Genomic DNA, 22,212 nt, shown 5'->3' on the forward strand with positions numbered 1-22,212 from the left:
ACCGACCGTTCATGAGAAACTAGCCCCTATGCCCAGCACCACTGAGACCACCAGCAACGCCGTTAACGGCACCGCCAAGCGGGGCCGCCCCGGCTACGACCAACAGTCGGTGCTGCGCATCGCCGTCGACGTCTTCAACCGCCACGGCTACGACGCGACGTCCATGGGCATCCTGGCCGAGAACCTGGGCATTTCGAAGTCGGCCATCTACCACCACGTGCCGTCCAAGGGCGATCTCCTCAAGCTCGCCCTGGACCACGCACTGGGCGGCCTCGAGTCCATCCTGGAGCAGCCCCAGGCAACCTCGGGAGCGGCCGATGCGCGGCTGGAGTTCGTGCTGCGGCAGACGGTGGCTGTGCTGGTTGACCGCCTGCCCTTTGTCACGCTGCTCCTGCGCCTCCGCGGCAATACCGAGATCGAGCGCGACGCGCTGGAACGGCGGCGCGCCTTCGACCACAGGGTGGCAGCCCTGATTTCCGCCGCCCGCGACGAAGGCTCGCTCCGCCAGGACATCGACCCACGGACGGTCTCGCGGCTCCTGTTCGGCATGATCAACTCCATTGTCGAGTGGTACAAGCCGGGCGGCTCCCTGTCGCCGCAGCGCCTGGCCGACGACGTCATCACCATGGCGTTCGACGGCCTGCACGCGGACGCATAGGTTATTCGGACGCTCCCACCCCCGGGAATAATAAGCGTGCTTGGTATTTTCCCCGCTCCCCGGCTACGGTGGTAGAAAGCCAGCATCCGCAGGGAGGTACTGATGAGCCAGGCGAGCGATCCGCAGCGTTCACGCCGCCTCCGGCCAGTCCTCGGCGCCGGCGCCCTCGCCGCAGCGCTGGCGCTCAGCGGCTGCACCGGCACGCCAAGTCCCCCGGCCCCCAGCGGCACCTCCTCCAGCCCGGCGTCGTCGTCGAACGCCGCCAACCCCGTTCCAGCACCCTCCTCGCCCGGATCCACAGCACCGGCGGAAGGCGGCTCCGGGACAGCGGCGGGCAACCTGCCGCAGCTCGTGGAGAACCTCTCGCCGTCCGTCGTCACCATCTTCACGGAGGGCGGCCTGGGCAGCGGGGTGGTGTACTCGGCGGACGGACTGATCCTGACCAACGAGCACGTGATCCGCGGCGCCACCAGCGTTGAGGTGGGGTTCGCCGACGGGCAGCGGGTGGAAGGGACGGTGAAGGCCAGCGACGCCGTGACGGACCTTGCCTTGGTGCAGGCCAAGCGCACCGGCCTGCCGAAACCCACCTATCAAAGCGACCTGCCGAAGGTGGGCGAAGGCGCCCTGGTCCTGGGCTCACCCCTTGGCTTTGAAAACACGGCCACCGCCGGCATCATCTCCGGCCTCCACCGCTCCATCCCGGGCTCCGCGTCGAACAGCCTCTCGCTCGTGGACCTCATCCAGACAGACGCGCCCATCAGCCCCGGCAACTCCGGTGGCGCGGTGATCAATATGCGCGGTGAGGTGATCGGCATCAGTGAGGCCTACATCCCGCCGTCGGCCGGGGCCGTGTCGCTCGGCTTCGCGATTCCGGCCGCCACGGCGGTGGACGTCGCTGAGGAGCTGCTGGCCAACGGCACCGCCAAGCACGCGTACCTGGGCCTCACTCCGGGCGAACTCACGGCGCAGATCGCCGACCAGCTGGGAATCCAGGAAGGGGCCGGCGTCGTGGTGCTCGCCGCGGACAGTGACGGCCCTGCCGGTCGCGCCGGGATCCGTCCGGGCGACGTCCTGCAGTCCATGGAGGGTGTGGAGCTCACCACGCCGGAGAAGCTCCTGGCGGAACTGCGCAAGCGCAACCCCGGCGACACCGTAGGCTTCAAGGTCAAGCGCGGCGATCAAAGTTTGGATATCAAGGTGGACCTTACCGACCGGCCCGCCAGCACAACCACCCGATAGGAAGGAAAAGAACATGAGCCACCCCAAGGAAGAACCGGACGCAGGATTCATCATTCCGGACCCCTCGAAGATCCGCGAGGACGTTCCCGGCGACGCCGGCGACGAGGCCAATGTGATCCGCTTCAGCGAGGAGCAGGCCCTGATCGAGGAACAGTCGCACGGCATCCGCCCGGACACCTACAGCGTCCCCTCCGGCGGCCCCACCATGGATGAGGCCCGCGGCAACATGGACCTTTCCGACCGCAGCGAAGGCGGCCGCGGCACGGGTCCCGAGGATGACAGCAGCGACGACGGCCTGCACGGCGGCGCCGAAAGCTGACGCCTCACTAAGACAAGCAGCAGGAGTGCCCCGGTCCAACCGGGGCACTCCTGCTGCTTTGTTTGGTTCTGCTGCCTGCCGGCCTGCCTAGACCTGGTACTCGAGCTTGCCGCCGAGGTTCTGGTGGACGCACAGGATGTTGTGCTCCGTATCCATGAACCACGCGCACTTCTCCGACTCCGTGGTGCAGATATGGTTTTCCGTCCGCAGCGTGGGCAGGTCGTAGTCCTGGAACATCACGCCCCTGGCTTCCATGTCCCGGACAGTTGCCTCGATGTCCGAAACTTCAAAGCTCAAGGCCGTGTGCTCGGAATGCTTGCCGTCCGCCACGGGCATCAGCTGCAGCATGGGGCCGCCGTCGGCGCCGAGTAATTCGCTGCCGTCCTCCGCCTTGCCGCGGTGCGGGAGTCCGAGCTTTTCGGTGTAGAAAGCGCGGGCGCGGGCTGCATCGTCGACCGGCAGGATGGTTGTGGCTGTGTTCAATCTAAGGGTCATGTGGCCACCTCCTACGGGATGAATCCTACGCCCGGGCTGCGGGAAAAGAGCCTCCCCCGAACGCCCGGTTGCTCCATCACTTTTGGTCCCTAAACCGGGGTTTTGGGCACCAAAAGTGATAGAGCAACTTGGGTTTGGGAGCGGGCTACTTCTCCACGAGGGTGAGGACGTCGTAGGTGGCTACGATCTCGTCGTTCTGGTTGGTCAGCACGGCGTCCCAGGCCACCTCGCCGTATTCGTCGGTTTCGCGTGGGGTGATCTTCTTGGCTGTCAGGGTCACCCGGATGGAGTCCCCTGCCGCGACGGGGGTGATGAAGCGCAGGTTTTCCAGCCCGTAGTTGGCCAGGACGGGGCCCGGTGCCGGCTCCACGAACAGTCCGGCGCCCCAGGCGAGCAGGAGGTAGCCGTGGGCCACGATGCCCGGGAAGAACGGGTTGGCTTCGGCGGCCTCCTGGTTGGTGTGGGCGTAGAACGTGTCACCGGTGGAGTTGGCGAACGCCGTGATTTCCTCCAGGGTGATCTGGCGCAGGTCGGACCGGACGGCGTCGCCAATCCGCAGCGTTGCCAGCGACTTCCGGAACGGATGGGTCCCCTCGGTCTCCACCGTGAAGTTCCGGTCAGCGCCGGTGTGCCACACGCCGGTGACGGCGGTGAGCATGTTGGGGGAACCCTGGATGGCGGTGCGCTGCATGTGGTGCATCACCGATCGGATGCCACCCAGTTCCTCGCCGCCGCCCGCGCGGCCCGGACCGCCGTGGACCAGGTGCGGCACCGGTGAGCCGTGGCCGGTCGATGAACGGGCATCCTCGCGGTTGAGCATCAGGACGCGGCCGTGGTGGGCGGCGATGCCGGTAACCAGTTCCCGGGCCACGTCCGGATCGTTGGTGCACACGGAGGCTACCAGGGAGCCGCTGCCACGGGCGGCGAGCCGGACGGCGTCGGTAATGTCCTGGTACCCGATCACGGATGAAACGGGGCCGAAGGCCTCCAGCGAGTGGACTTCCTCCGCTTCGGGGTCCTGCCAGTTCAACAGGACCGGCGCCATGAATGCCCCGCCTTCCACCACCCCGGTGGTCCCGTCGGCAGAGGTGACCGACGGCGAATCGAGCGTTCCGTACGCAAGCTCGCCGCCGGCGTCGAGCATGGACTGCACGGCCGCGCGAACATCGTTGAGCTGCTCCACGGAGGCGAGCGCACCCATGGTGACGCCGTCGGCGCGGGGGTCACCGAGGACGATGCGTTGTGTGATGCGCTTGCCGATGGCCGCCGAAACGGGGCCAACCAGCTCCTGGGGCACGATGGCGCGGCGGATGGCGGTGCACTTCTGCCCCGCCTTGGCCGTCATTTCGGTCACCACGGACTTGACGAACGCCTCGAATTCCGGAGTGCCCTCCACTGCGTCCGGGCCCAGGATCGCGGCGTTGAGGGAGTCCGTTTCAGAGGTGAAGCGGACGCCGCCCTGGACCACGTTGGGGTGGGACTTGAGGGACAGTGCGGTGGAGGCTGATCCGGTGAACGCCACCAGGTCCCGGTAGTCCAGGACGTCCAGCAGCCCGCGGACCGAACCGGAGACCAGCTGCAGCGAGCCCTTGGGCAAAATGTTTGATTCGACAATGGCCTTGACCACGGCGGCAGCGACATAGCCGGTGGGGGTGGCGGGCTTGACGATGGTGGGCACGCCGGCGATGAAGGCCGGGGCGAACTTCTCCAGCATGCCCCAGACCGGGAAGTTGAACGCGTTGATCTGGACGGCAACGCCCGGGATGCGGGTGTAGATGTGTTCGCCGGCGAAGGACCCGTCCTTGGACAGCACTTCCATGGGCCCGTCCACCACCACCTGGGAGTTGGGGAGTTCGCGCCGGCCCTTGGAGCCGAAGGTGAAGAGGACGCCGATTCCGCCGTCGATGTCGATCATGGAATCCACTTTGGTGGCGCCGGTCTGGGCCGAGAAGGTGTAGAAGTGCTCGCGCCGGGCGTGCAGGTACTGCGCCAGTTCCTTGAGCTTGAGGGCCCGCTGGTGGAAGGTCAGCTTGCCCAGTTCAGATTGGCCCGTGGTGCGCCCGTAGTTTACGACGGCGGCCAGGTCCAACCCCTGCGTGCTCACCTTGGCCAGGACTTCCCCGGTGCTCGCATCACGGACAGGGACCGCCGAAGCCGACGAGCCGGCGTCGGGCGTCCACCATGCATCCATGATGAAGCTGGGCACTGTCTCCACGGTGTCGACCGTGGCCTGGGGAGCTGTGGCTGTGGTGGTCATCGTTGACGGTCCTTCCAACAAGGGGGCAGGCAAACAGGACAGGTCATTACTGACCGTCCGTTCGGTAATATATTCACCATACATGAAGTGCCGTGCTGCACACTAGAAGGCCAGGACTGAATTCGGCCACCCAAAGGAGAACGTATGAGCACCCCATCCCCCATGGAAGCTGCGGAACACCAGCCTTCCGGGCATGAGCTGTGGAAGATCACGCTGGGCGAACTGGACGAGAAAATGGGCGTGAAGATCCTGGAGGAGTCCGTGGACCGCGTGGTGGCCACCATGCCGGTGGAGGGCAACCGGCAATCGTTCGGACTGCTGCACGGCGGCGCCTCCCTTGCCGTGGGCGAGGCCGTCGGGTCCTGGGCCGCCGTCATCCACGCCAGCACCATGGGCAAGACCGCGGTGGGAGTGGACGTTTCCGCCACCCACCACCGCTCCGCCCGGAAGGGCCAGATCACCATCACGGCCACCCCCATCCACCTGGGCGGCACCCTGACCACACACGAGGTGCTGATCACCAACGAGGCGGGCCAGCGGCTCTGCACCCTGCGCATCACCAACCTGCTGATGAAGCGAAAAAACTGACACCAAAATCCGGGTACTGCATCCAAACGTGATGTTCCGGCGGTAGTAAGCGCGTAAGCATGAAACAGCCCGGTCCCCGGGCATCCTTTAAGGAGTTCGAAATGCGCAAAATAACCGTCGCCGCCGGAGCACTTTCACTTGCCGCGTCACTGGCCTTCGCTGCCCCCGCGCAGGCGGACAACCGGCATCACGACCCCGCCCTTCTGTCCGTCCTGCATGGCGTGCCCGGCCTCACCGTGGATGTGTGGGTGAACGGCGATCTCACCCTGGACAACTTCACGCCCGGCACTTTGGCCGGGCCGCTGGAACTGGCTGCCGGGGACTACCAGATCGCCATCACGGGGGCGGATGCCACCAGCGCGGAGGACCCGGTGATCGGGCCGGTGCACGTTGAACTCGACGAGGGCGGCAACTACACCGCAGTAGCGCATCTTGACGCCGAAGGCACCCCCACCGCGTCGCTCTTCACCAACGACACCAAGGCGCCCCGCAATGAGAAGAAGGGCAAGCTGACGGTCCGGCACGTAGCCGCGGCTCCCGCCGTCGACGTCCTGGCCGGCGGGTCGGCAGTGATCGAAGGACTCAGCAACCCCGATGAGGCAATCCTGAAGCTTAGGGCCGGCACCATCTCAGCGTCCGTCGCCGCAGCAGGAACCACCGACCCCGTGATCGGGCCTGCGGACATCACGGTCGAAGGCGGGAAGAACACCATCGTCTACGCATGGGGAAGCCTGGCCGACGGCACCCTGGACGTCGCCGTCCAGGTGGTTGACGGCAGGGACAGGTGCGACGACGACCACTGACCGGCGTCCTGCCTGCGGGCCAGGAATGAGCGCGAATCCGGGGCAGGGCTGCCAGATGGCGGCCCCGCCCTCGGTGGTTACCTGGCAGACCGCCGGTTCCGGCGGCGCAACAGCACCATCAGGAGGACCCCGACGGCGAGCGTTGCGGCTGCGGCAATCGCCGCGATGACCAGTCCCCCGGCCCCCGTGGCGGCAAGAGTGCCGTCCGTGATGTTCCCGGCGGGAAGCACGGACGGAGCGGCGTCGATGATGAAACTGAGCTGGGCCGGGGCAGAAGCCACACCGTCCACCGCCTGCGTCACCGCCAGGACATGGGTGCCCGCTGCCGGCGCGGCGGGGAACGGAACCTGCCAGGTTCCCCCGTCTACCAGCACCAACGGCGCAAGGACCAGGCCCATGGAACGGGATGCCTGTGCGGCACCGGCCGGCGCGGAGGAGAGCGGCTTCCCGTCGAGGGACACCGTCACATCAGCGCCGGTCAGCCCGGTACCCGCGATCGCTCCCGGCAAGGCGTCATGTTGGAGATGCTGTCCGTCGGAAAGGCTGCTTACGGCCGGCGGCGGCGGCATGACGGCGAAGGCTGCCGTGGCGGCGGGGCTGTCCGGCAGGCCGGGGTAGGACTGCACTGCCGTGACGTTCACCTTGCCGTAAGGAGCCGGGGCCTGCAGCGGAATCGACCAGCGCCCGTCATCCCCCACCAGCGCAGAGCCTGCGACGTCGCCGGAGAGCGTCACCGTGGCGCGGGGTGTCCCCGTGCCTTCCACGGCATCCAAGCTGGTCAGCGGCTGGCTGGCCGGCGTGGTGATGACCGGCGCGGGCAGGAACGATGGCGCGATGAGCAGGCTCACTGTGGCCGGACCGGAACGGCTGAATCCGTTCACGGTTTCGGCGGTAAAGGTGAACGGGCCGGGCGCCTCCGGCGCAGTGAACGACCAGTTGCCCGCGGCGTCCAAGGGAACATCGAACGGCGGCCGGCCTGCAAAGGTGATGCGGACCTTGGATCCCGCGGCGACGGCGGAGGCGGGGGCGGCCGGGACCTGGCCCGTGATGCTGGTACCGGCTTTGACCGTACTGTCCGCAGTGGTCACGAGCCCGGGCTTATTGAGGAAGAGTTCCAGCTGGTAGCCGGGCAGCACCTTGAGCGAGTCCTCCAGGGTGGCTGCCACGGCAATGTTCAGGACCCCGTCCGAGTCGCCGGCGGAATGGGTACCCACTGCGAAGTTTCCACTGATCCAGGGGCCGCCGGAGTCGCCGCCGCTGGACTGCACGTCGTAGGACAGGAACCCGTTGAACGCGCGGATGTCGTTAGCGTTGGCGGGGTAGTTGGGGCCGCCAACCAGGAAGATCCCCACCGCACTGATATGGCCGCAGGACCACCCCGTCCTCCATCCGGAACGGCAGACGGGCGTTCCGGGCACCGGGGACGCGGTGCCGATGATCTTGACGTCCGGGTCCGGCTGGGACGGGTCTCCGTGGGTGCTGGTGGCCGGAAGCGGATCCAGGCCCTGCGGGATGGTTCCAATGACGGCGATGTCAGTTCCCACATTGCCCGGATCGGCGACCGCTGTGTAGTCGGAGCCCGTGGGGGTGTTTGGGTCGAGCACCGGGGAGTTTCCAGGGCCGCCGAACTGGCTGAACTGGAAGCTGCCCAGGCGGCCCGCGGGCGCTCCGCCGAGCAGCAGGTCAGCCGTTTTAGCAGTGCCGTCTTCCGCGCAGTGCCCGGCGGTCAGGACAGTGGGCAGTCCCGCCGGGTCAAAGGCAGAGAAGCCTGTCGAACAGGTAAACCCGGTGTCGGACAGGTACCCGACCCCGCCGGGGACGTCCGTTTCCGGTTTGAGGGGGGCAGCGCCATCGAGCACGACGTTGGCGTACTTCGAGACGAATTCCGCTGGCGAGATCTTGCCAGGCGCTGCGTCAGTGGACGGCGTGCCGGGTTGGTTGGAGGCAGTTCCGGGAGCGCCGTCCTGGGTTGACTGCGCGGATGCGACGCCGCCGGTCCGGATTACGAAGCTGCCGCCGGAGGTGACCACCGCCTGCAGCCCGGCCGTACCCACCTCTCGAACGTAGGCTTGGAAGAGCTGCTCCGTGCTGGCCGCCACCTGCGGGCCGGGTGCCGGAGCGGCGGGCTCTGCGGAGGGTGTCTGTTGGGGAGCGGACGACGGCGGTGGACTGGCTGGCGTGCCGGCAGGTTCAGTTGCCGGCGGCGTGGGATTCGGAGCGGGAACGGCCGGCTCTTCAAGAGAGATACCGGGAACGGTTGCAGCCAATTTTCCGACCGCCGACTCCAGTTCGGCTCCACCGCCGGTCACAATGATCTTGTTGTCCTGGAGCCTGATGCCCACATAGCCGGGGACGGCACGCAGCTGTTCCGCTGCAGCGGCTGCCCGGCTGCCCAACTCCCCCGCCGCGGCGAACTGCTCCGGCGTGAGGCCCAGGTCCCGGAGTATGGCGGCGTCAAGGTCCGCCTGGGGAAGGCTGCGGTTCCCGGTCGTGGCTGCGGAACTGTCCGCGGCGGCGGTGCTGGCGGGACCTGCCGAAGAAGTGGCGGTGGGTTGGTTTTCGGAGCTCCCGCTCGGGTCCGTGAAGGCCCACCCGGGAGCGGCTCCGAAGGCCGCGGCAGCCACTATTCCTGCGGCCGCCCCCAATGCCAGGCTGCGCTTTCCGTGCCTGGACGCTGTGGCTGTTGTCATCGTGGTTCCTTCGCGTAGGCAGCTCCGGACAGCACCAGGACAGCGTCCAGTTCCGAAGCGCTGAGTCCATTTGCCAGGAGGTAATTCCGGGTGTCCAGGCCGCGGACAAACGCGACCACCGCGAGCCCGCGCTGCTCCAGCAGCGGCGCAAGTTCCGGCTCAGTCAGGTACCGCTCGCGGCTGTGGGGCGGCCCGTGGGTGCGGTAGCGCTCATTGATGCCGCGGGCTGCCCGCCGGTAGCCCGCGGCGATAGCCTCGTCGGAGTCGCCAGCCAGGTCCTGGACCATGGCGGCGACAAGTCCGCTGCGGTCACGGCCGGCGGCACAGTGCAGCAGGACCTTCCCGCTGGGCGCGGCCCGGGCGATGCTCCGGAAGACGCCCACCAGCTTCCCGGGGAAGAGACGGGCATTTTCGGCGTAATGGGCAGGATCATTCAAGTAGGGGCCGGTGATGGCGGTAAAGCGCCGATCGCCGGGCTCCTCCGTGGGCGCCTGAACCACGTCGATACCTGCCCAGGCAGCGGCCGGCACCACGGGATCGTTGTCCCGGCGCCGCCCCTCCGCAGCGTTGCGAAGGTCCACGACGGTGCGGACGCCGTCGTCGAACACCTGCCTCCAGCCTGCCTCAGTCAGCCACTCACGCCGGCCCATCCGGTAGACGCCCCCCGAAACGTGCCATGCGTTGACAGCTCCATCCCAGTCCATGGGCCTGCCAAGTTTGTTCACCCGGACAGCTAACCACACGCTCGGGGATGCCGCACGTCACAGAAGCAGGCGGCAAAAAGGGTACAAAGACCTCACGGCCAACGCCGATTAGGCAATACTGTTGCGACGCCAGCTACTTCATGTGACTCATGTTCAAAGGGGAACCCAATGGGAAATACTGCATTACGACGCCGGCTTCCGGCTTTCGTGGCCGGTCTCGCCAGCCTGGTCATGGCGTCGGGACTGGCGGCCATTCCAGCCGAAGCTGCATCATCCAAGGTCGACTACGTCGCGCTCGGTGATTCCTACACTGCGGGAACCGGCGCCGGACCGTTCGACTTCGGCTACCCCTGTGATAAGACTCGGGGCGGTTATGTGGACGTCGTGGGAAAGACGGGGCGGGTTAACCTCCTAGACAACGCTGCCTGTCATGGCGCCTTCTTGACCCTTGACCCTTTAAGCCCCGTTCTACACGACCTCAGAATCCCCAACGTTGAGCAGCAGATCAGCTCCCTCGCAGGTTCGTCCCTGACACCTGAAAGCGAACTGGTGAGCATTACCGCGGGCGCCAACGATGTGGGAGTGACCGGCGTCCTGCTGACCTGTCTGACTCAGCCTGCCCAAGACTGTACAGCCGCGATCCAGGCATCCGCCGCCTTGTTTCCCAGCATGCAGACACACTTTATGAGCGTTCTCCACCAGATTCATACTGCAGCACCGAACGCAAGAATTGCGGTCCTCGGCTACCCAAGGCTCTTCAACCCAACAACTCCATTCGGCCAGGCAGACCCCTCGCTGCTCTACTCCATCAACACGGCTGTGGATGGCTTGAATACTGCCATCGAAGGTGCGGTGGCAGCCTCCGGAACCGGCGCTGTATTCATCAATGTCAGCGGTGGCTTTGTGGGACATGAGGTCAATTCCGCAGACTCATGGATCTTCTTCAGCCCTCCCACGGTTAGCCCATCCGGGCCGGTTTTCGACCCAAGGAACTTCCACCCGAACAAGGAAGGGCACCGGGCATACGCCTCGGCTCTCCTGGAGGCTGTCAAACCTTCCCAGCTGGTCACCCGCTAGTTCACACGGACGTTTTAGCCGCGCCGGGCCAGCCGGTACTCAAGCCCGGCGCGGACGGCAGGCCATTCGTGGTCCAGGATGGAGAACACCACCGTGTCCCGGAGGTTTCCATCACTGGTCCGCGAATGGCTGCGGAGCACGCCGTCCTGTTTTGCGCCGAGCCGGGCAACGGCCTCCCGCGACTGGTGGTTCAGCCAGTGCGTGCGGAACTCCACGGCAGGGCAGCCGATCACCTCGAAGGCGTGCCTGAGCAGCAGCAGCTTGGAATCCGGGTTGGTGCCGGTCCCCTGTGCAGATGCCGCGTTCCAGGTGGAGCCGATCTCCACCCGCGGCGTGCCGGCGTCGATGTTCATGTAGGTGGTCATGCCAATGATGCGGCCCGGCCCTCCGCTAGCGGCGTCGATCAGCCGGGTGGTGAACGGAAGCATGGATCCCTGCTCCTGCAGGGACAGCCGCCGGCGGATCTCCGCCGCCATGGCGTCCGGAGCCGGGACAGAGGTGTACCAAAGCTTCCAGAGCCCGCCGTCGGTGGCCGCGTCCACCAGGCCGTCGTGATGCTCCTCCGCGAGAGGCTCCAGGATTACATGGCGGCCGGTCAGGGTAAGGGGTTCAAGGAAAGTCACTTCCCCAGCCTAGGCCCGCTCACCGGGCGGGTTACGCTGGGGAAGCACCACGACGTCGAGCGAGGGAGTTATTTTGTCAGGAACCAATCCGGATCCCGAGGACGACAAGGTCACCGGCCTTGAGCCTGGTGGCGGGGTTCCGCCGGGCGAAACCCCGCCGGGCGAGGCATCAACCGCTGGCCCCCAGGGTCATGACGAGCATGGCACCAGGAAGGGCACGCAGTTCCTGTGGATGGCCATTATCGGCGTCGTGGTCCTGCTGTGCCTCCTGTACTTCATCGGCTACATTGTGGGTTTCTTCGACTAGGCAGCGCTCCTAGCTGGGCCAGTCGAAAAAGCCCTTGCCCGTTTTGCGGCCCAGTTCGCCGCGGGCCACCTTGTCCCGCAGGATCTGCGGGGGCGCGAACCGCTCGCCCAGTGTGGAGCGCAGGTACTCGGCGATTCCCAGGCGGACGTCCAGGCCCACGATGTCCGTGGTCTTCAGCGGCCCGGTGGGGTGCTTGTAGCCCAGCACCATGGCGGCATCGATGTCCTCGGCCGATGCCACGCCTTCCTCCACCATCCGCATGGCCTCAAGCGCGATGGCCACGCCAAGGCGTGAGGATGCGAAGCCGGGGGCATCATTGACGACGACGGCGGTCTTGCCGAGTGCCTCCACCCACCTTTTCGCCTCCGCGGCAAGTCCGGGAGACGTTCGCTCGCCCAGCACCACCTCAATGAGGGTGGACGCCGGGACCGGGTTGAAGAAATGAAGCCCCAGGAAGTTCTCCGGCCGCTTCAGTTCACGGGCCAGGCCGTTCACGGACAGCGACGACGTGTTGGATGCGATGAAGGCGTCTTCCGCCAGCCGTTCCTCGATGCCCCGCAGCGCCGAAACTTTCAGGTCCCAGTCTTCGGGGACCGCTTCCACCACAAGGTGGCGGTCCTTAAAGGCGTCATAGTCCACCCCGACGTTAAGCCTGGACACCATCTCGTCCAGGTTTGCGTCGGTCACGCCGCGCTCAATGCTCTTCGCGGCCGCGGACTCCACCCGCTCCCTGGCCGCCTCCGCCGACTGTTCGTCGCGCTCCACCACCAGCACATCCGCGCCCTTGATCAGGAAGGCATGGGCGATGCCGGCGCCCATGCGGCCGCCGCCCAGCACGCCGACAGAAGTGGGAAGGTTGGCTGGAACTTCAAGATTGCTCATGGTCTACTTTCCGTCGGCTGGGGTGGCGGAGGCGGCGTTGGCCTTCTTCGCTGCGTTGCGGTCCAGGAATGCCTGCATGCGGTCGAACTTGGCCTGGGATTCGAACAGGATCCCCTGGGCCAGCTGGTCGATGAGCGGATGGGCTTCCGCGGGGGCGTGGAACACGGACTTGGTGATCCGTACCGCCAGCGGGTCCTGCCGGCCAATCCTGTTGGCCAGGCTGTGGGCTGCATCCAGAAGGTCTGCGGGATCGTGGATTTCAGTGATGAGGTTGGCAGCCCGGGCCTCCTCTGCGCCGAGAACCAGTCCGGCCAACAGGATCTGCTTGGCCAGCGGCTCGCCCACCAGTTCCTTGAGCCGCCAGCTGGCACCGGCAGCAGCGAGGATCCCGAGCCCTGTTTCCGGGTTGCCGATGCGGACATTGGGGGTGCCGATCCGGAAGTCCGCGGCATAGGCGAGTTCGGCGCCCCCGCCCAGGCAGTAACCGTCCAGCGCAGCGATGACCGGCATGGGGAGCTTGGCGATCCGGACGAAGATGGTGGAGTTGATTCCCTGCAGGGCGTCATCCCGGCGCCGTTCGCGCAGCTGGGCGATGTCGGCGCCGGAGGCGAAGACTCCGTCCACACCGGCGATAATCAGCACCTTGGGGTTCTGTTCCAGCGCTGCGCAGACTGTGTGGAGCTCATCCACCATCTGCTGGTCAATGGCGTTCTTCACGTCGGGCCGGTTGAGCAGCACCACCACGCGGTCATCCCGCTCCTCCACCAGCAGGGCGGCGAAGTTTTCCGGTGCCAGGTCTACGGCCATCCCCATCAGATCTTCTCCAGCAGCATCGCGGTGCCCTGGCCAACGCCCACGCACATGGTGGCCAGGCCGATCCGGGCGTCTTCGCGTTCCATCCGGCCCAGCAGGGTAATGGCAAGCCGTGAGCCGCTGGAACCAAGCGGGTGCCCCAGGGCGATGGCTCCGCCGTCGCGGTTGACGATCTCCGGTTCCAGCCCCAGGCGCCGGATACAGGCCAGGGACTGCGTGGCAAAGGCCTCATTAAGTTCGACGGCGGACAGGTCACCGACGCTCAGGCCGCTTCGCTTAAGCACTTTCTGGGTGGCGGGGACTGGACCAATGCCCATGATCTCGGGTTCACAGCCGGCGGAGGCGCCGTCGATGATGCGGGCCCGGGGGATGAGGCCCAGCCGCTCGATGGCGGCCTCGGAGGCCACGATGATCGCTGACGCGCCGTCGTTGAGGGACGATGAGTTCCCGGCAGTGACCACCGACCCGCCGTGTGCCACGGGTTTCAGTCCCGCCAGAACGTCCATGCTGGTGCCGGCACGGGGTCCCTCATCCGTGTCCACCACGGTCTCGGACTTGCGGGACTTGACCGTCACCGGGACGATCTCGTCCTTGAAGCGGCCGGCCTGAATGGCGTCCAGGGCCAACTGGTGGGAGCGGACGGCGAAGGCGTCAGCGTCCTCGCGGGAGATGCCGTCCACCCTGGCCACTTCCTCCGCCGTTTCAGGCATCGAGTACGTCATCTTCCCGTCGCGGGACAGTCCGCCGTGCTGGAAATGAGGGTTGGTGAACCGCCAGCCGATCGAGGTGTCGAAAATCTGGCCCGGCTTGGCAAATGCGGCGGTGGGCTTCTCCTGGACCCAGGGTGCCCGGCTCATGGATTCAACGCCGCCGGCGATGACAATGTCCGCGGCGCCGGCCTTGATCATGTGGCTGGCCTGGATGATGGCGCTCAGGCCGGAGGCGCAGAGCCGGTTGACGGTGATCCCGGGAATATGAAGCGGCAGCCCGGCCAGCAGGGTGGCCATCCGGGCAACGTTTCGGTTCTCCTCCCCCGCGCCATTGGCGTTGCCGAGAATTACCTCGTCAATGCTTTCGGGATCCAAACCGGCACGTTCCACGGCTTCGCGGACCACCAGGGCCGCAAGATCATCCGGGCGCACGCTGGACAGCGCGCCCCCATACCTGCCCACGGGCGTTCGGACCCCGCCTACAAGGAAAGCCTGCGGACCTGCGGTTGCAGCCATGGAAACACCCTTCACGCGATAAACAGCACTGTCATCGGCGGCCGGCGCAGCGGAATCATCCACTTACCGACCGTTCGTTCTGTAAATGGTACACGGCAGGCCGTGGGCGCGCATCCAGTTACAGGACGGTCACCCCCAGATGCGCGGCCATGAGCGGCGCGAGGAGTCCCAGCTGGTAATCGTCAATCACCATGCCGGCCAGGCTGCCGAGTCCGCTGATTCTGCGGAATTCTGTACCCCTGAGGTCGAAGTCCTTCAGCTTGGCTCCGGCCAGGTCCAGCGTTCCCACCGTGCAGTCCACGAGCTTCACGCGGGATGCCACGGCGGCCCCAAGGTCAAGTTCATTGATGATGCAGCCGGTGATCAGGACGTCCGTGAGCCTGGCGCCGCGGAGGTTGAGGAAGTCGAGCTTGCCGCCGTCGATCCGGACGGACTGCCAGCCGCTTTCGTACAGTTCCGCGGAGCCCAGGCGGGGATTCCTGAACTCCACCTCCTGCCAGGTGCTGCGGGCGCCCCTGAACACCGGCGCGTACAGCTGCGCGAGGATGCAGTCGCGGAACGACGCGCCGCGGAGCTGGGTTTCATTGAAGGAAGGGGCATCAAATTCGCATTCGGCAAAGACAGCACCGCCCAGGTCCAGGCCGTCAGCGACCGCACGGTTGAACCGGGCGTTCTCATGCCTCCCGCCCCGCCGGAACTCGAGTTCCGGAAGGTCCTCGAGGTCCTGCAGGTCCATGGGGGAAAGCCGGGGCGGGGCCACCTTTGCCGCGCCTTTGCCGCGCACTTTATCCATGCCCCGAGCCTAACGGCGGGCATGAACAAGGGACAGCATGAGCAAGCCGGGGACTTGAAATAGTAAGCAAGCTTTGCTTATCGTGAAAGGGCACGGTTGATCGACGGAAACGAAAGGAGGCCGGAACCATGGGCCTCGGAGACAAGATCAGTAACGCGGCAGAAGACCTTGGCGGCAAGGCCAAGGAAGCTGCAGGCAACGTGACCGATAACGACCGTCTGAAGGCAGAAGGCCAGGCCGACCAGGTCAAGGCAGATGCCAAGAAGGTCGGCGAAAATGTCAAGGACGAGTTCAAGCGGGACTAGTTCCTTGCTGGTGCAGCCGTAGCGAACGGCGTGCTGCAACAGCCCCACGGCGGTGGATCCAATGGATCCACCGCCGTTTCGCTGTCGAGACCCCATCGACTGCTGAGTACGTGTCGTTTTGACGCTGGAAAGTCAAGTGGTCGTTGCAACGGTTAGGCTGCTGCGGCGAGGAGGAGTTCGTTGAATTTCTGCTTGGGTGTTGCGAGGCCGAGGGTGGGGCGTGGCCGGTTGTTGAGGCTGTCCTGAGCTCGTTTGATGTCCTGGGCCGTGTGGACGGACAGGTCGGTGCTTTTGGCGAACCAGTGCCGCAGGAGCCGGTTGGTGTTCTCGTTCGTCCCGCGTTGCCAGGGCGAGTGCGGGTCGCAGAAGTAGATTTCCGCGTCGATCGCGATCTGGATTTGGGCGTAACGGGCCATCTCGACTCCGCGGTCATAGGTGAGGGTTTTGCGCAGGTCCGCCGGCAGTTCGGCGAACGCGGTGATCATGGCCTTAGCGACCTCGTCTGTGCTGTGGCCGTTGGGCAGGTGCAGCAGCATGGTGTATCGGGTCGAACGTTCCACGCAGGTTCCGATCGCTGAGTTGCTGGCGACCGAGCCGAGTATCAGGTCGCATTCCCAGTGCCCGGGAACGGCCCGGTCCTCGGCTTCAGCAGGACGTTCGGAGATCTTCAGCGCGTCCTTGAACGGACTGTTGTTCCGACCCCGGCCGCGTCCGTCGGTGACCCGTTTGGCCCGGCCGGTGCTCAGTTGCCGGTACAGGTCCTGGCGGACATGACCGCGGCCCTGGACGTAGATGGCCTGATAGATCGTCTCGTGGCTGATCTGCATCCTCTTATCGTCCGGGAATGCACCAGCCAGGACCAGCGAGCACAGCTGGGGGGACCAGCCCTCGTCCATGGCGGACTCCACGAAGCGGGCCAGCGGTTTATGGGCGAGCTTGTGTTCCTTGGGGCGGCGGGCGTTCTGACCTGCCTTTAGCTGCGCGACGTCGGACTGGTAGGTGCCGTCATCGCAGCAGTTCCGTCTGGCCTCGCGCCAGATCACTGACCGGTCCCGGCCAAGTTCCCTGCCGATCGCCGCGTAGGACCAGCCATCTCGCAGGCGCACCATGATCACCGCCCGTTCCGACAGACTCAGCCTGCCTGAACCAGGGACGCCGTCCGGAAACGGCGCCCCTGCAGGCCCTCCACGATTGCCCTTGGACATCTCCACAGGGCCCATCTTCCGGATCCAATGCAGCACCGTTGAGGACCACAGACCCGACACGCGGCACGCCTCACTAATCGACGCTCCCTGCCGCAGCAAAGCAAAAAACCCGTCCCTGACCTGATCCCCAAATACGTACCCCGCCGGCATCGCAACACCCCTTCAAATGGCCTTGTTGCAATGACCATATGAATCCGCCCGCGTCGTAAGGACAAGTACTCAGCAATCGATGGGATTCACCATCCGCTGCGGGTGGGTGTGTGTCCCTTCCGGGAATCCTCCGGCATGGTCATTTCTGCCCGGAAGCCGAGCAGGCGGATAGGGCGGTCCGGCTCGATTTTTGACGCCAGATCGAGCGCCGTCGCCAGGACGACGGCGGGGTCCGACGTCGCCGGGATCTTCCGGCCGAAGGTGGTGGTGGTAAACGGGGCATACCGCACCTTCAGCGTCAGGCCAACCACCGGCCGCCCCTCGGCAGCAACATCCTCCAGTACCCGCGCAGCCAACTCCCGGACGGCGTCCTCAATCTCTGCAGCGTCTGTCAGGTCGTGCTGGAAGGTGGTCTCTCGGCTGTGGCCCCGCGCCACCCACGGCGTATCGTCCACCACCCGCGCTCCGTCACCCCGCCCAAGCTGGGCATACCAGGGACCCATCTTGGGGCCGAACTCCGGGACCAGGTCACTGGGATCCACGGCCGCGAGCGCAGCAACGGTCTTAATGCCCAGCCTGGCCAGGCGCTGCGACACCTTGGTTCCCACGCCCCACAGATCGATCGTGGGCCGGTCCCCGATTGCGTCAAGCCAGTTGCCTTCCGTGAGCCGGAAGATACCGGCAGGCTTGCCGAACCCGGTGGCAACCTTGGCCCGGACCAGGGTGTCACCGATGCCGATGCTGCAGTGGAGGCGTGTTTCCGCCAGGACGGCCTTCTGGATATGCCGGGCGCAGGTCTCCGGATCCGCCGTCTGGACGCCAACGAACGCCTCGTCCCACCCGAGTACCTGCACGGTGGTGCCGGGCTGGGAGCGCAGCACGGCCATGACCTTCTCCGACGCCTCGAGGTACGCCTCGTGGTCCACGGGCAGGATGACCGCGTCCGGCACTTTCCGCGCGGCGATGCGCAGCGGCATTCCCGAGCCCACGCCGTAGGCCCTGGCCTCGTAGGACGCGGTGGACACTACTGCCCGTTCGGTGGGATCACCCCGGCCGCCCACGATCACCGGCTTGCCGGCAAGCTCAGGCCGGCGGAGCACCTCGACGGCAGCGATGAACTGGTCCAGGTCCACATGCAGCACCCAAGGTTCGCTCACATGCCCCAGTCTGCCCCGGGGCAGCGGCGCAGGCCACCTTTCCCACAACCTTCAGGGCTGGAACGCAAAAGGCGGGACTTCCCCGCGGCGTGCAGCTAGCCTTGCCCGATGACCATGGTTGACCTGAGCGCCGCAAGCACCGCCGCGGGCGGCTCCCCCGGCCTGCGCGGCTACCTGGCCGTACCTGAAGGACCGGGCTCCTTCCCCGCCGTCGTGATGATCCATGAGGTGTTCGGCCTCGACGACCAGACCCGCCGGCACGCGGAGCGGCTGGCCCGGGCCGGCTACCTGACCCTGGCGCTGGATCTGTTCAGCGACGGCGGCCGGCGGCGTTGCCTTGTAGGAACCATGCGTGCCATGGCGGCCCGTACCGGCCGGCCCTTCATTGACATCGCCACGGCCCGAAAATGGCTTGCGGAATCGGAACTGGGTAACGGCAGGACCGGGGTGATCGGCTTCTGCATGGGAGGCGGATTCGCCCTGCTGGTGGCGCGGGACGGGTTCGACGCCGCCTCCGTCAACTACGGGCGGCTCCCCGGGAAGCAGCAGGAGGACCTGGTGGAAGCGCTGCGCGGAGCCTGTCCGATCGTGGCCAACTACGGCGGCGCTGACAAGTCGCTGAAGGGAGCCTCCGCGCGGCTCGAATCAGCACTGGACCAGTTGGACATTGAGCACAGCGTGAAGGAATTTGCGGCGGCCGGCCATTCCTTCCTCAACGATGAAGAGCTGGGCCCGGCACTCCTCCGGCCGCTGATGCGGGTCATGGGCGTGGGCCCGGAACCTGAGTCATCGCCCGAAGCCTGGCGCCGCATTGAAGACCACTTCGCCACGTACCTGAAGGGCCAATCTCCATCGAGTGCTCCGTAGGTGCCCTTTTGAACGCTCAAAACGGCACCTACGGAGCACTCGATTGGAAAACGCCAACGGCGGGCCGCCCCACCAAAGGGGCGGCCCGCCGTCGAACTTTGTTCCAGGAAGCGTCAGCTGAAGAGCTCGCTCTTAGGCTGGTTGTTCTTGACCTTCCGCCAGCCCAGCCACAGGACCAGCGCGAAGAACGGGATGGTGGCCAGGGTCCAGAGGCCCAGGTAGAAGACCTCGCCGGTCTTGCTGGTCATGGTGTCGAAGCCGATCAGCACGGTGATGGCGAGCAGGCCAACCAGGCCTGCCCAGCTGGTCCACGGCGAGCCGGGCATCGGCAGGCTGGAGGTGACGCCGTTGCGGTGCCGCAGTGCGATCTGGCTGGCGAAGATGGAGCCCCAGCAGAAGATCACGCCGATTGAGGCTGTGTTCAGCGCCAGGTCGAATGCGTGCGAGCCGCCCAGCCAGATGTTCAGCAGGATGCCCACCAGGTAGAACGCAGCGATGGCCAGGATGGCCGCGTAGGGAACGTGCCGCTTGGACATTTTGGTGAGCCACTGTGGGGCGTGGCCGTTGTTGGCCATGGTGCGGAATACGCGGCCGATCGAGTACAGGCCCGAGTTGCAGGAGGACAGGGCGGCGGTGATGACGATCATGTTCATCACGTCACCCACCCAGCCCAGGCCCATCTGGCCGAAGACGGTGACGAAGGGTGAGGTGCCCGCCACGTACTTGTCTGAGGGCAGCAGCATGGCCAGCAGGGTGACGGAGCCGACATAGAACACCACGATGCGGAGTACGACGGCGCGGACGGCCTTGGGCACTTCGCGTTCGGGGTTCTGCATCTCACCGGCCGTGATGCCCACCAGTTCGATACCGTTGTAGGCGAAGATCACGGCGTTGAGGACCAGGACCATTACCAGTGCGCCCTTGGGGAACATGCCGCCCTCAGCGGCGAAGAGGTTGGCCACCGAGGCATGGCCGTCGCCCACCTGGGCGTTGGTGACCACCATGTACGTGCCCACCGCCAGGAAGATTAGGATGGCGCCCACCTTGAGGCAGGAGGCCCAGAATTCGAACTCGCCGAAGGCCTTGACGCTGAGCAGGTTGACGGCAACCAGCAGGACCAGGGCGGCGATGGCTGAGGCTTCCACCGGGACGTTGGGGAAGAAGAACTGGAAGTACAGGCCGATCGCGATCAGTTCGGCGATGCCGGTCATGCCCCAGTTGATGAAGTACATCCAGCCGGAGAGGAAGGCGCCCTTCTTGCCGAACATCTCGCCGGCGTAGCTGACGAACGAGCCGGAGGTCTGGCGGTACATGATGAGTTCGCCCAGGGCCCGCATGAGCAGGTAAGCGATCACGCCGGCGATCGCGTAGGAGAAGATCAGGGCGGGGCCGGTGGAGGCGAGGCGGCCGCCGGCTCCCATGAAGAGGCCGACGCCGATGGCGCCGCCCATGGCGATCATGGTCACATGGCGCCTGCCCAGCGTCTTGCTGTAGCCCTCGGCGCTGAGGGTGGGGTCGACGACGGCGGTGGATGGTGCCGTGCTGTTATTAAGGTCTGTGGGGGTACTTTGAGGCACAACTGTTCCTTGTGGGTTGGGGGTTGGCCGCATCCGGACTTCGTATGATCAAGCTCACAAAATTCGGCTTTAGGTGTCTGGACCTACAAATGTGAGCGCGGGATCCTCGAACTGCCGAAGCTTCACGCGGCCTGACCATCTTACAAGACGGTCCGGGGTGGTACGTGACGCGCACTACACAGCGGCCGGCGGCGATAGGCTGACGGCATGGCAACAGTCCACCGCTTACCGCCCCCTCCGCAGCCTCGGCTGTACCGCTTTTCGCGCCTGGACGTGGTCACCCTGGGCCTCTACGTTGCCATCGCGGGCTTTTTCGCCGTTGCCGGCGACCTGCTCGCTCCGCTCCTGCGGCAGGTTGCACCATCGGCCGCCGCCGCCTCCTACGCCGTGAACCTGCTGTTCTATGCCTCCGTGGGCATACTGGCCCTGCTGGCGGCCCGCAAGGTTGTGGTCCGCGACCTCAGGGTCCTGGCTACCCGGCCCTGGTTCACGCTGCTGATGGTGCCGGCAGCCGTGATCGCGATGATGATCCTTACCGCGGTTGTGGTGGCGGCCAACGGGCAGGTGGAGACCTCCGCAAACCAGGCGGGACTGCAGGCACTCATGCAGCAGGTCCCCGCATGGCTCATGGTTCCGCTGCTGGTGGTGGTGGGCCCGTTCGTGGAGGAATACATCTTCCGGCACCTCCTGATTGGCAAGCTCAGCAGGCGCATGAACGTCTGGATCTGCTGCGCCCTGTCCGTGGTGCTGTTCGCAGCGCTTCACATCGTGGGGCAGGAAGCGGTCACCCTCACAGCCCTGCTCCCCTACCTGGCTATGGGCGCCACGCTGGTGTTCGTATACATGTGGACCGGGAAGAACCTGATGTTCTCCTACTTCGTCCACGCCGCCAAGAACCTGCTGGCGGTGATCCTGGTCTACGCCATCCCGCCGGAACTCTTTGAGCAGATGCAGAACATCCAGGCGTAGGACTTCCCCTCTTCACAGGATCTTCCGCTTCGCCCCGGCCGCCTCTACCGTGGACGGATGGGACTGAACATCCAGATAGTCATCGATTCCGCCAGCCCGCATGAGCTCGCCGACTGGTGGGCGGAAACCCTTCAATGGGCGGTGGAACCCCAGGACGCCGGCTTTATCCGCTCAATGATCGACCAGGGCTTCGCCACGGAGGACCAGACCATGGTGCACCGCGGCAACCTGGTGTGGAAGGACGGCGCCGCCATCCGACCGCCGGAGGAGATCGAGGCCAAAGCGCCCGCACGGCGCATGCTGTTCCAGACGGCTCCCGAGGGAAAAACGGTGAAGAACCGGGTGCACTGGGACGTCAGGCTGGACGGCCGGGACAAGGACGAGGTGCGGCGCGAGCTCGAGGCCCGCGGCGCCTCATTCCTGTGGTCCGCGCGGCAGGGCCCGCATTCCTGGCACACCATGGCGGACCCCGAGGGCAACGAGTTCTGCATCAGCTGACGCCGATTAC

Annotated in this window: 23 protein-coding genes; 11 read left to right on the plus strand and 12 right to left on the minus strand. The window is 65.9% G+C overall.

The window, feature by feature from the left end:
* Nucleotides 1-28 precede the first annotated feature (28 nt).
* The 3 genes from FBY33_RS01130 (at nt 29) to FBY33_RS01140 (ending at nt 2,216) form a co-directional block, all read left to right on the plus strand.
* Complete coding sequence (locus FBY33_RS01130) at nt 29-658, plus strand: TetR/AcrR family transcriptional regulator (protein WP_142028923.1); 630 nt, start codon at nt 29-31, stop codon at nt 656-658.
* Between the two features lie 102 nt (nt 659-760).
* The gene (locus FBY33_RS01135) at nt 761-1,897 is read left to right on the plus strand and encodes a S1C family serine protease (RefSeq protein WP_142028924.1); all 1,137 of its coding nucleotides are present in this window, start codon (nt 761-763) and stop codon (nt 1,895-1,897) included.
* 13 nt (nt 1,898-1,910) lie between these two features.
* Entirely contained in the window at nt 1,911-2,216 is a 306-nt protein-coding gene (locus tag FBY33_RS01140; protein ID WP_056328852.1) for a hypothetical protein, read from the plus strand.
* An 87-nt stretch (nt 2,217-2,303) separates the two neighbouring features.
* Here FBY33_RS01140 and FBY33_RS01145 read toward each other — a convergent pair whose 3' ends face one another.
* Both FBY33_RS01145 and paaZ read right to left on the minus strand, forming a co-directional pair.
* On the minus strand, nt 2,304-2,711 hold the full coding sequence (locus tag FBY33_RS01145) for a VOC family protein (RefSeq protein ID WP_142028925.1): 408 nt from the start codon (nt 2,709-2,711) through the stop codon (nt 2,304-2,306).
* Between the two features lie 145 nt (nt 2,712-2,856).
* Nucleotides 2,857-4,968 carry a phenylacetic acid degradation bifunctional protein PaaZ gene (gene paaZ, locus FBY33_RS01150; protein ID WP_142028926.1) on the minus strand — a complete coding sequence of 704 codons (2,112 nt, stop codon included), beginning with the start codon at nt 4,966-4,968 and terminating at the stop codon, nt 2,857-2,859.
* A 144-nt stretch (nt 4,969-5,112) separates the two neighbouring features.
* On the opposite strand from paaZ, the gene FBY33_RS01155 reads away from it, so the two are divergent.
* Together FBY33_RS01155 and FBY33_RS01160 are read left to right on the plus strand one after the other, a co-directional pair.
* Entirely contained in the window at nt 5,113-5,556 is a 444-nt protein-coding gene (locus tag FBY33_RS01155) for a PaaI family thioesterase (RefSeq protein ID WP_235010280.1), read from the plus strand.
* Between the two features lie 101 nt (nt 5,557-5,657).
* Complete coding sequence (locus FBY33_RS01160; protein WP_142028927.1) at nt 5,658-6,359, plus strand: DUF4397 domain-containing protein; 702 nt, start codon at nt 5,658-5,660, stop codon at nt 6,357-6,359.
* 77 nt (nt 6,360-6,436) lie between these two features.
* On the opposite strand, the gene FBY33_RS01165 is transcribed toward FBY33_RS01160, so the two are convergent.
* Entirely contained in the window at nt 6,437-9,049 is a 2,613-nt protein-coding gene (locus tag FBY33_RS01165) for a S1 family peptidase (RefSeq protein ID WP_200831290.1), read from the minus strand.
* Complete coding sequence (locus tag FBY33_RS01170; RefSeq protein WP_142028928.1) at nt 9,046-9,753, minus strand: tyrosine-protein phosphatase; 708 nt, start codon at nt 9,751-9,753, stop codon at nt 9,046-9,048. The genes FBY33_RS01165 and FBY33_RS01170 overlap by 4 nt, the downstream gene beginning before the upstream one ends.
* A 231-nt stretch (nt 9,754-9,984) precedes the next feature.
* Between FBY33_RS01170 and FBY33_RS01175 the strand changes: the two genes are divergently transcribed.
* Nucleotides 9,985-10,830, plus strand: a complete 846-nt coding sequence (locus FBY33_RS01175; RefSeq protein ID WP_235010287.1) for an SGNH/GDSL hydrolase family protein — start codon at nt 9,985-9,987, stop codon at nt 10,828-10,830.
* A 14-nt stretch (nt 10,831-10,844) separates the two neighbouring features.
* Here FBY33_RS01175 and FBY33_RS01180 read toward each other — a convergent pair whose 3' ends face one another.
* Entirely contained in the window at nt 10,845-11,453 is a 609-nt protein-coding gene (locus tag FBY33_RS01180) for a GNAT family N-acetyltransferase (RefSeq protein ID WP_142028930.1), read from the minus strand.
* Between the two features lie 73 nt (nt 11,454-11,526).
* Between FBY33_RS01180 and FBY33_RS01185 the strand changes: the two genes are divergently transcribed.
* A complete protein-coding gene (locus tag FBY33_RS01185) occupies nt 11,527-11,760 on the plus strand; it encodes a DUF6480 family protein (RefSeq protein WP_142028931.1) in 234 nt (77 codons plus the stop codon).
* A gap of 9 nt (nt 11,761-11,769) precedes the next feature.
* Here the strand turns inward: FBY33_RS01185 and FBY33_RS01190 are convergent, their stop codons facing one another.
* From FBY33_RS01190 to FBY33_RS01205, 4 genes are all read right to left on the minus strand, one after another.
* Complete coding sequence (locus FBY33_RS01190; RefSeq protein WP_142028932.1) at nt 11,770-12,642, minus strand: 3-hydroxyacyl-CoA dehydrogenase family protein; 873 nt, start codon at nt 12,640-12,642, stop codon at nt 11,770-11,772.
* A 3-nt stretch (nt 12,643-12,645) separates the two neighbouring features.
* The gene (locus FBY33_RS01195; RefSeq protein WP_200831291.1) at nt 12,646-13,455 is read right to left on the minus strand and encodes an enoyl-CoA hydratase/isomerase family protein; all 810 of its coding nucleotides are present in this window, start codon (nt 13,453-13,455) and stop codon (nt 12,646-12,648) included.
* Entirely contained in the window at nt 13,455-14,681 is a 1,227-nt protein-coding gene (locus FBY33_RS01200) for a thiolase family protein (protein ID WP_142028933.1), read from the minus strand. The genes FBY33_RS01195 and FBY33_RS01200 overlap by 1 nt, the downstream gene beginning before the upstream one ends.
* Nucleotides 14,682-14,799: 118 nt before the next feature.
* Nucleotides 14,800-15,474, minus strand: coding sequence for a pentapeptide repeat-containing protein (locus tag FBY33_RS01205; protein WP_142028934.1), 675 nt, complete (start codon nt 15,472-15,474; stop codon nt 14,800-14,802).
* 128 nt (nt 15,475-15,602) lie between these two features.
* Between FBY33_RS01205 and FBY33_RS01210 the strand changes: the two genes are divergently transcribed.
* Nucleotides 15,603-15,779, plus strand: a complete 177-nt coding sequence (locus tag FBY33_RS01210; RefSeq protein ID WP_056328815.1) for a CsbD family protein — start codon at nt 15,603-15,605, stop codon at nt 15,777-15,779.
* Nucleotides 15,780-15,931: 152 nt separating this feature from the next.
* On the opposite strand, the gene FBY33_RS01215 is transcribed toward FBY33_RS01210, so the two are convergent.
* Nucleotides 15,932-17,134, minus strand: coding sequence for an IS30 family transposase (locus FBY33_RS01215; RefSeq protein WP_142028935.1), 1,203 nt, complete (start codon nt 17,132-17,134; stop codon nt 15,932-15,934).
* An 86-nt stretch (nt 17,135-17,220) separates the two neighbouring features.
* Entirely contained in the window at nt 17,221-18,291 is a 1,071-nt protein-coding gene (locus FBY33_RS01220; protein WP_442858306.1) for a DNA polymerase IV, read from the minus strand.
* Between the two features lie 108 nt (nt 18,292-18,399).
* Here FBY33_RS01220 and FBY33_RS01225 point away from each other — a divergent pair, with 108 nt between their 5' ends.
* The gene (locus tag FBY33_RS01225) at nt 18,400-19,158 is read left to right on the plus strand and encodes a dienelactone hydrolase family protein (RefSeq protein ID WP_142028936.1); all 759 of its coding nucleotides are present in this window, start codon (nt 18,400-18,402) and stop codon (nt 19,156-19,158) included.
* A 113-nt stretch (nt 19,159-19,271) separates the two neighbouring features.
* Here the strand turns inward: FBY33_RS01225 and FBY33_RS01230 are convergent, their stop codons facing one another.
* Nucleotides 19,272-20,735 (minus strand): amino acid permease, encoded by a 1,464-nt coding sequence (locus FBY33_RS01230; protein WP_142028937.1) that lies wholly within the window; start codon nt 20,733-20,735, stop codon nt 19,272-19,274.
* 207 nt (nt 20,736-20,942) lie between these two features.
* Here FBY33_RS01230 and FBY33_RS01235 point away from each other — a divergent pair, with 207 nt between their 5' ends.
* Both FBY33_RS01235 and FBY33_RS01240 read left to right on the plus strand, forming a co-directional pair.
* Nucleotides 20,943-21,704 carry a CPBP family intramembrane glutamic endopeptidase gene (locus FBY33_RS01235; RefSeq protein ID WP_142028938.1) on the plus strand — a complete coding sequence of 254 codons (762 nt, stop codon included), beginning with the start codon at nt 20,943-20,945 and terminating at the stop codon, nt 21,702-21,704.
* A gap of 57 nt (nt 21,705-21,761) precedes the next feature.
* Entirely contained in the window at nt 21,762-22,202 is a 441-nt protein-coding gene (locus FBY33_RS01240; RefSeq protein WP_142028939.1) for a VOC family protein, read from the plus strand.
* Nucleotides 22,203-22,212: the final 10 nt, after the last annotated feature.

Origin of the sequence: Arthrobacter sp. SLBN-112 (assembly GCF_006715225.1) — a bacterium.
Classification (GTDB): domain Bacteria; phylum Actinomycetota; class Actinomycetes; order Actinomycetales; family Micrococcaceae; genus Arthrobacter.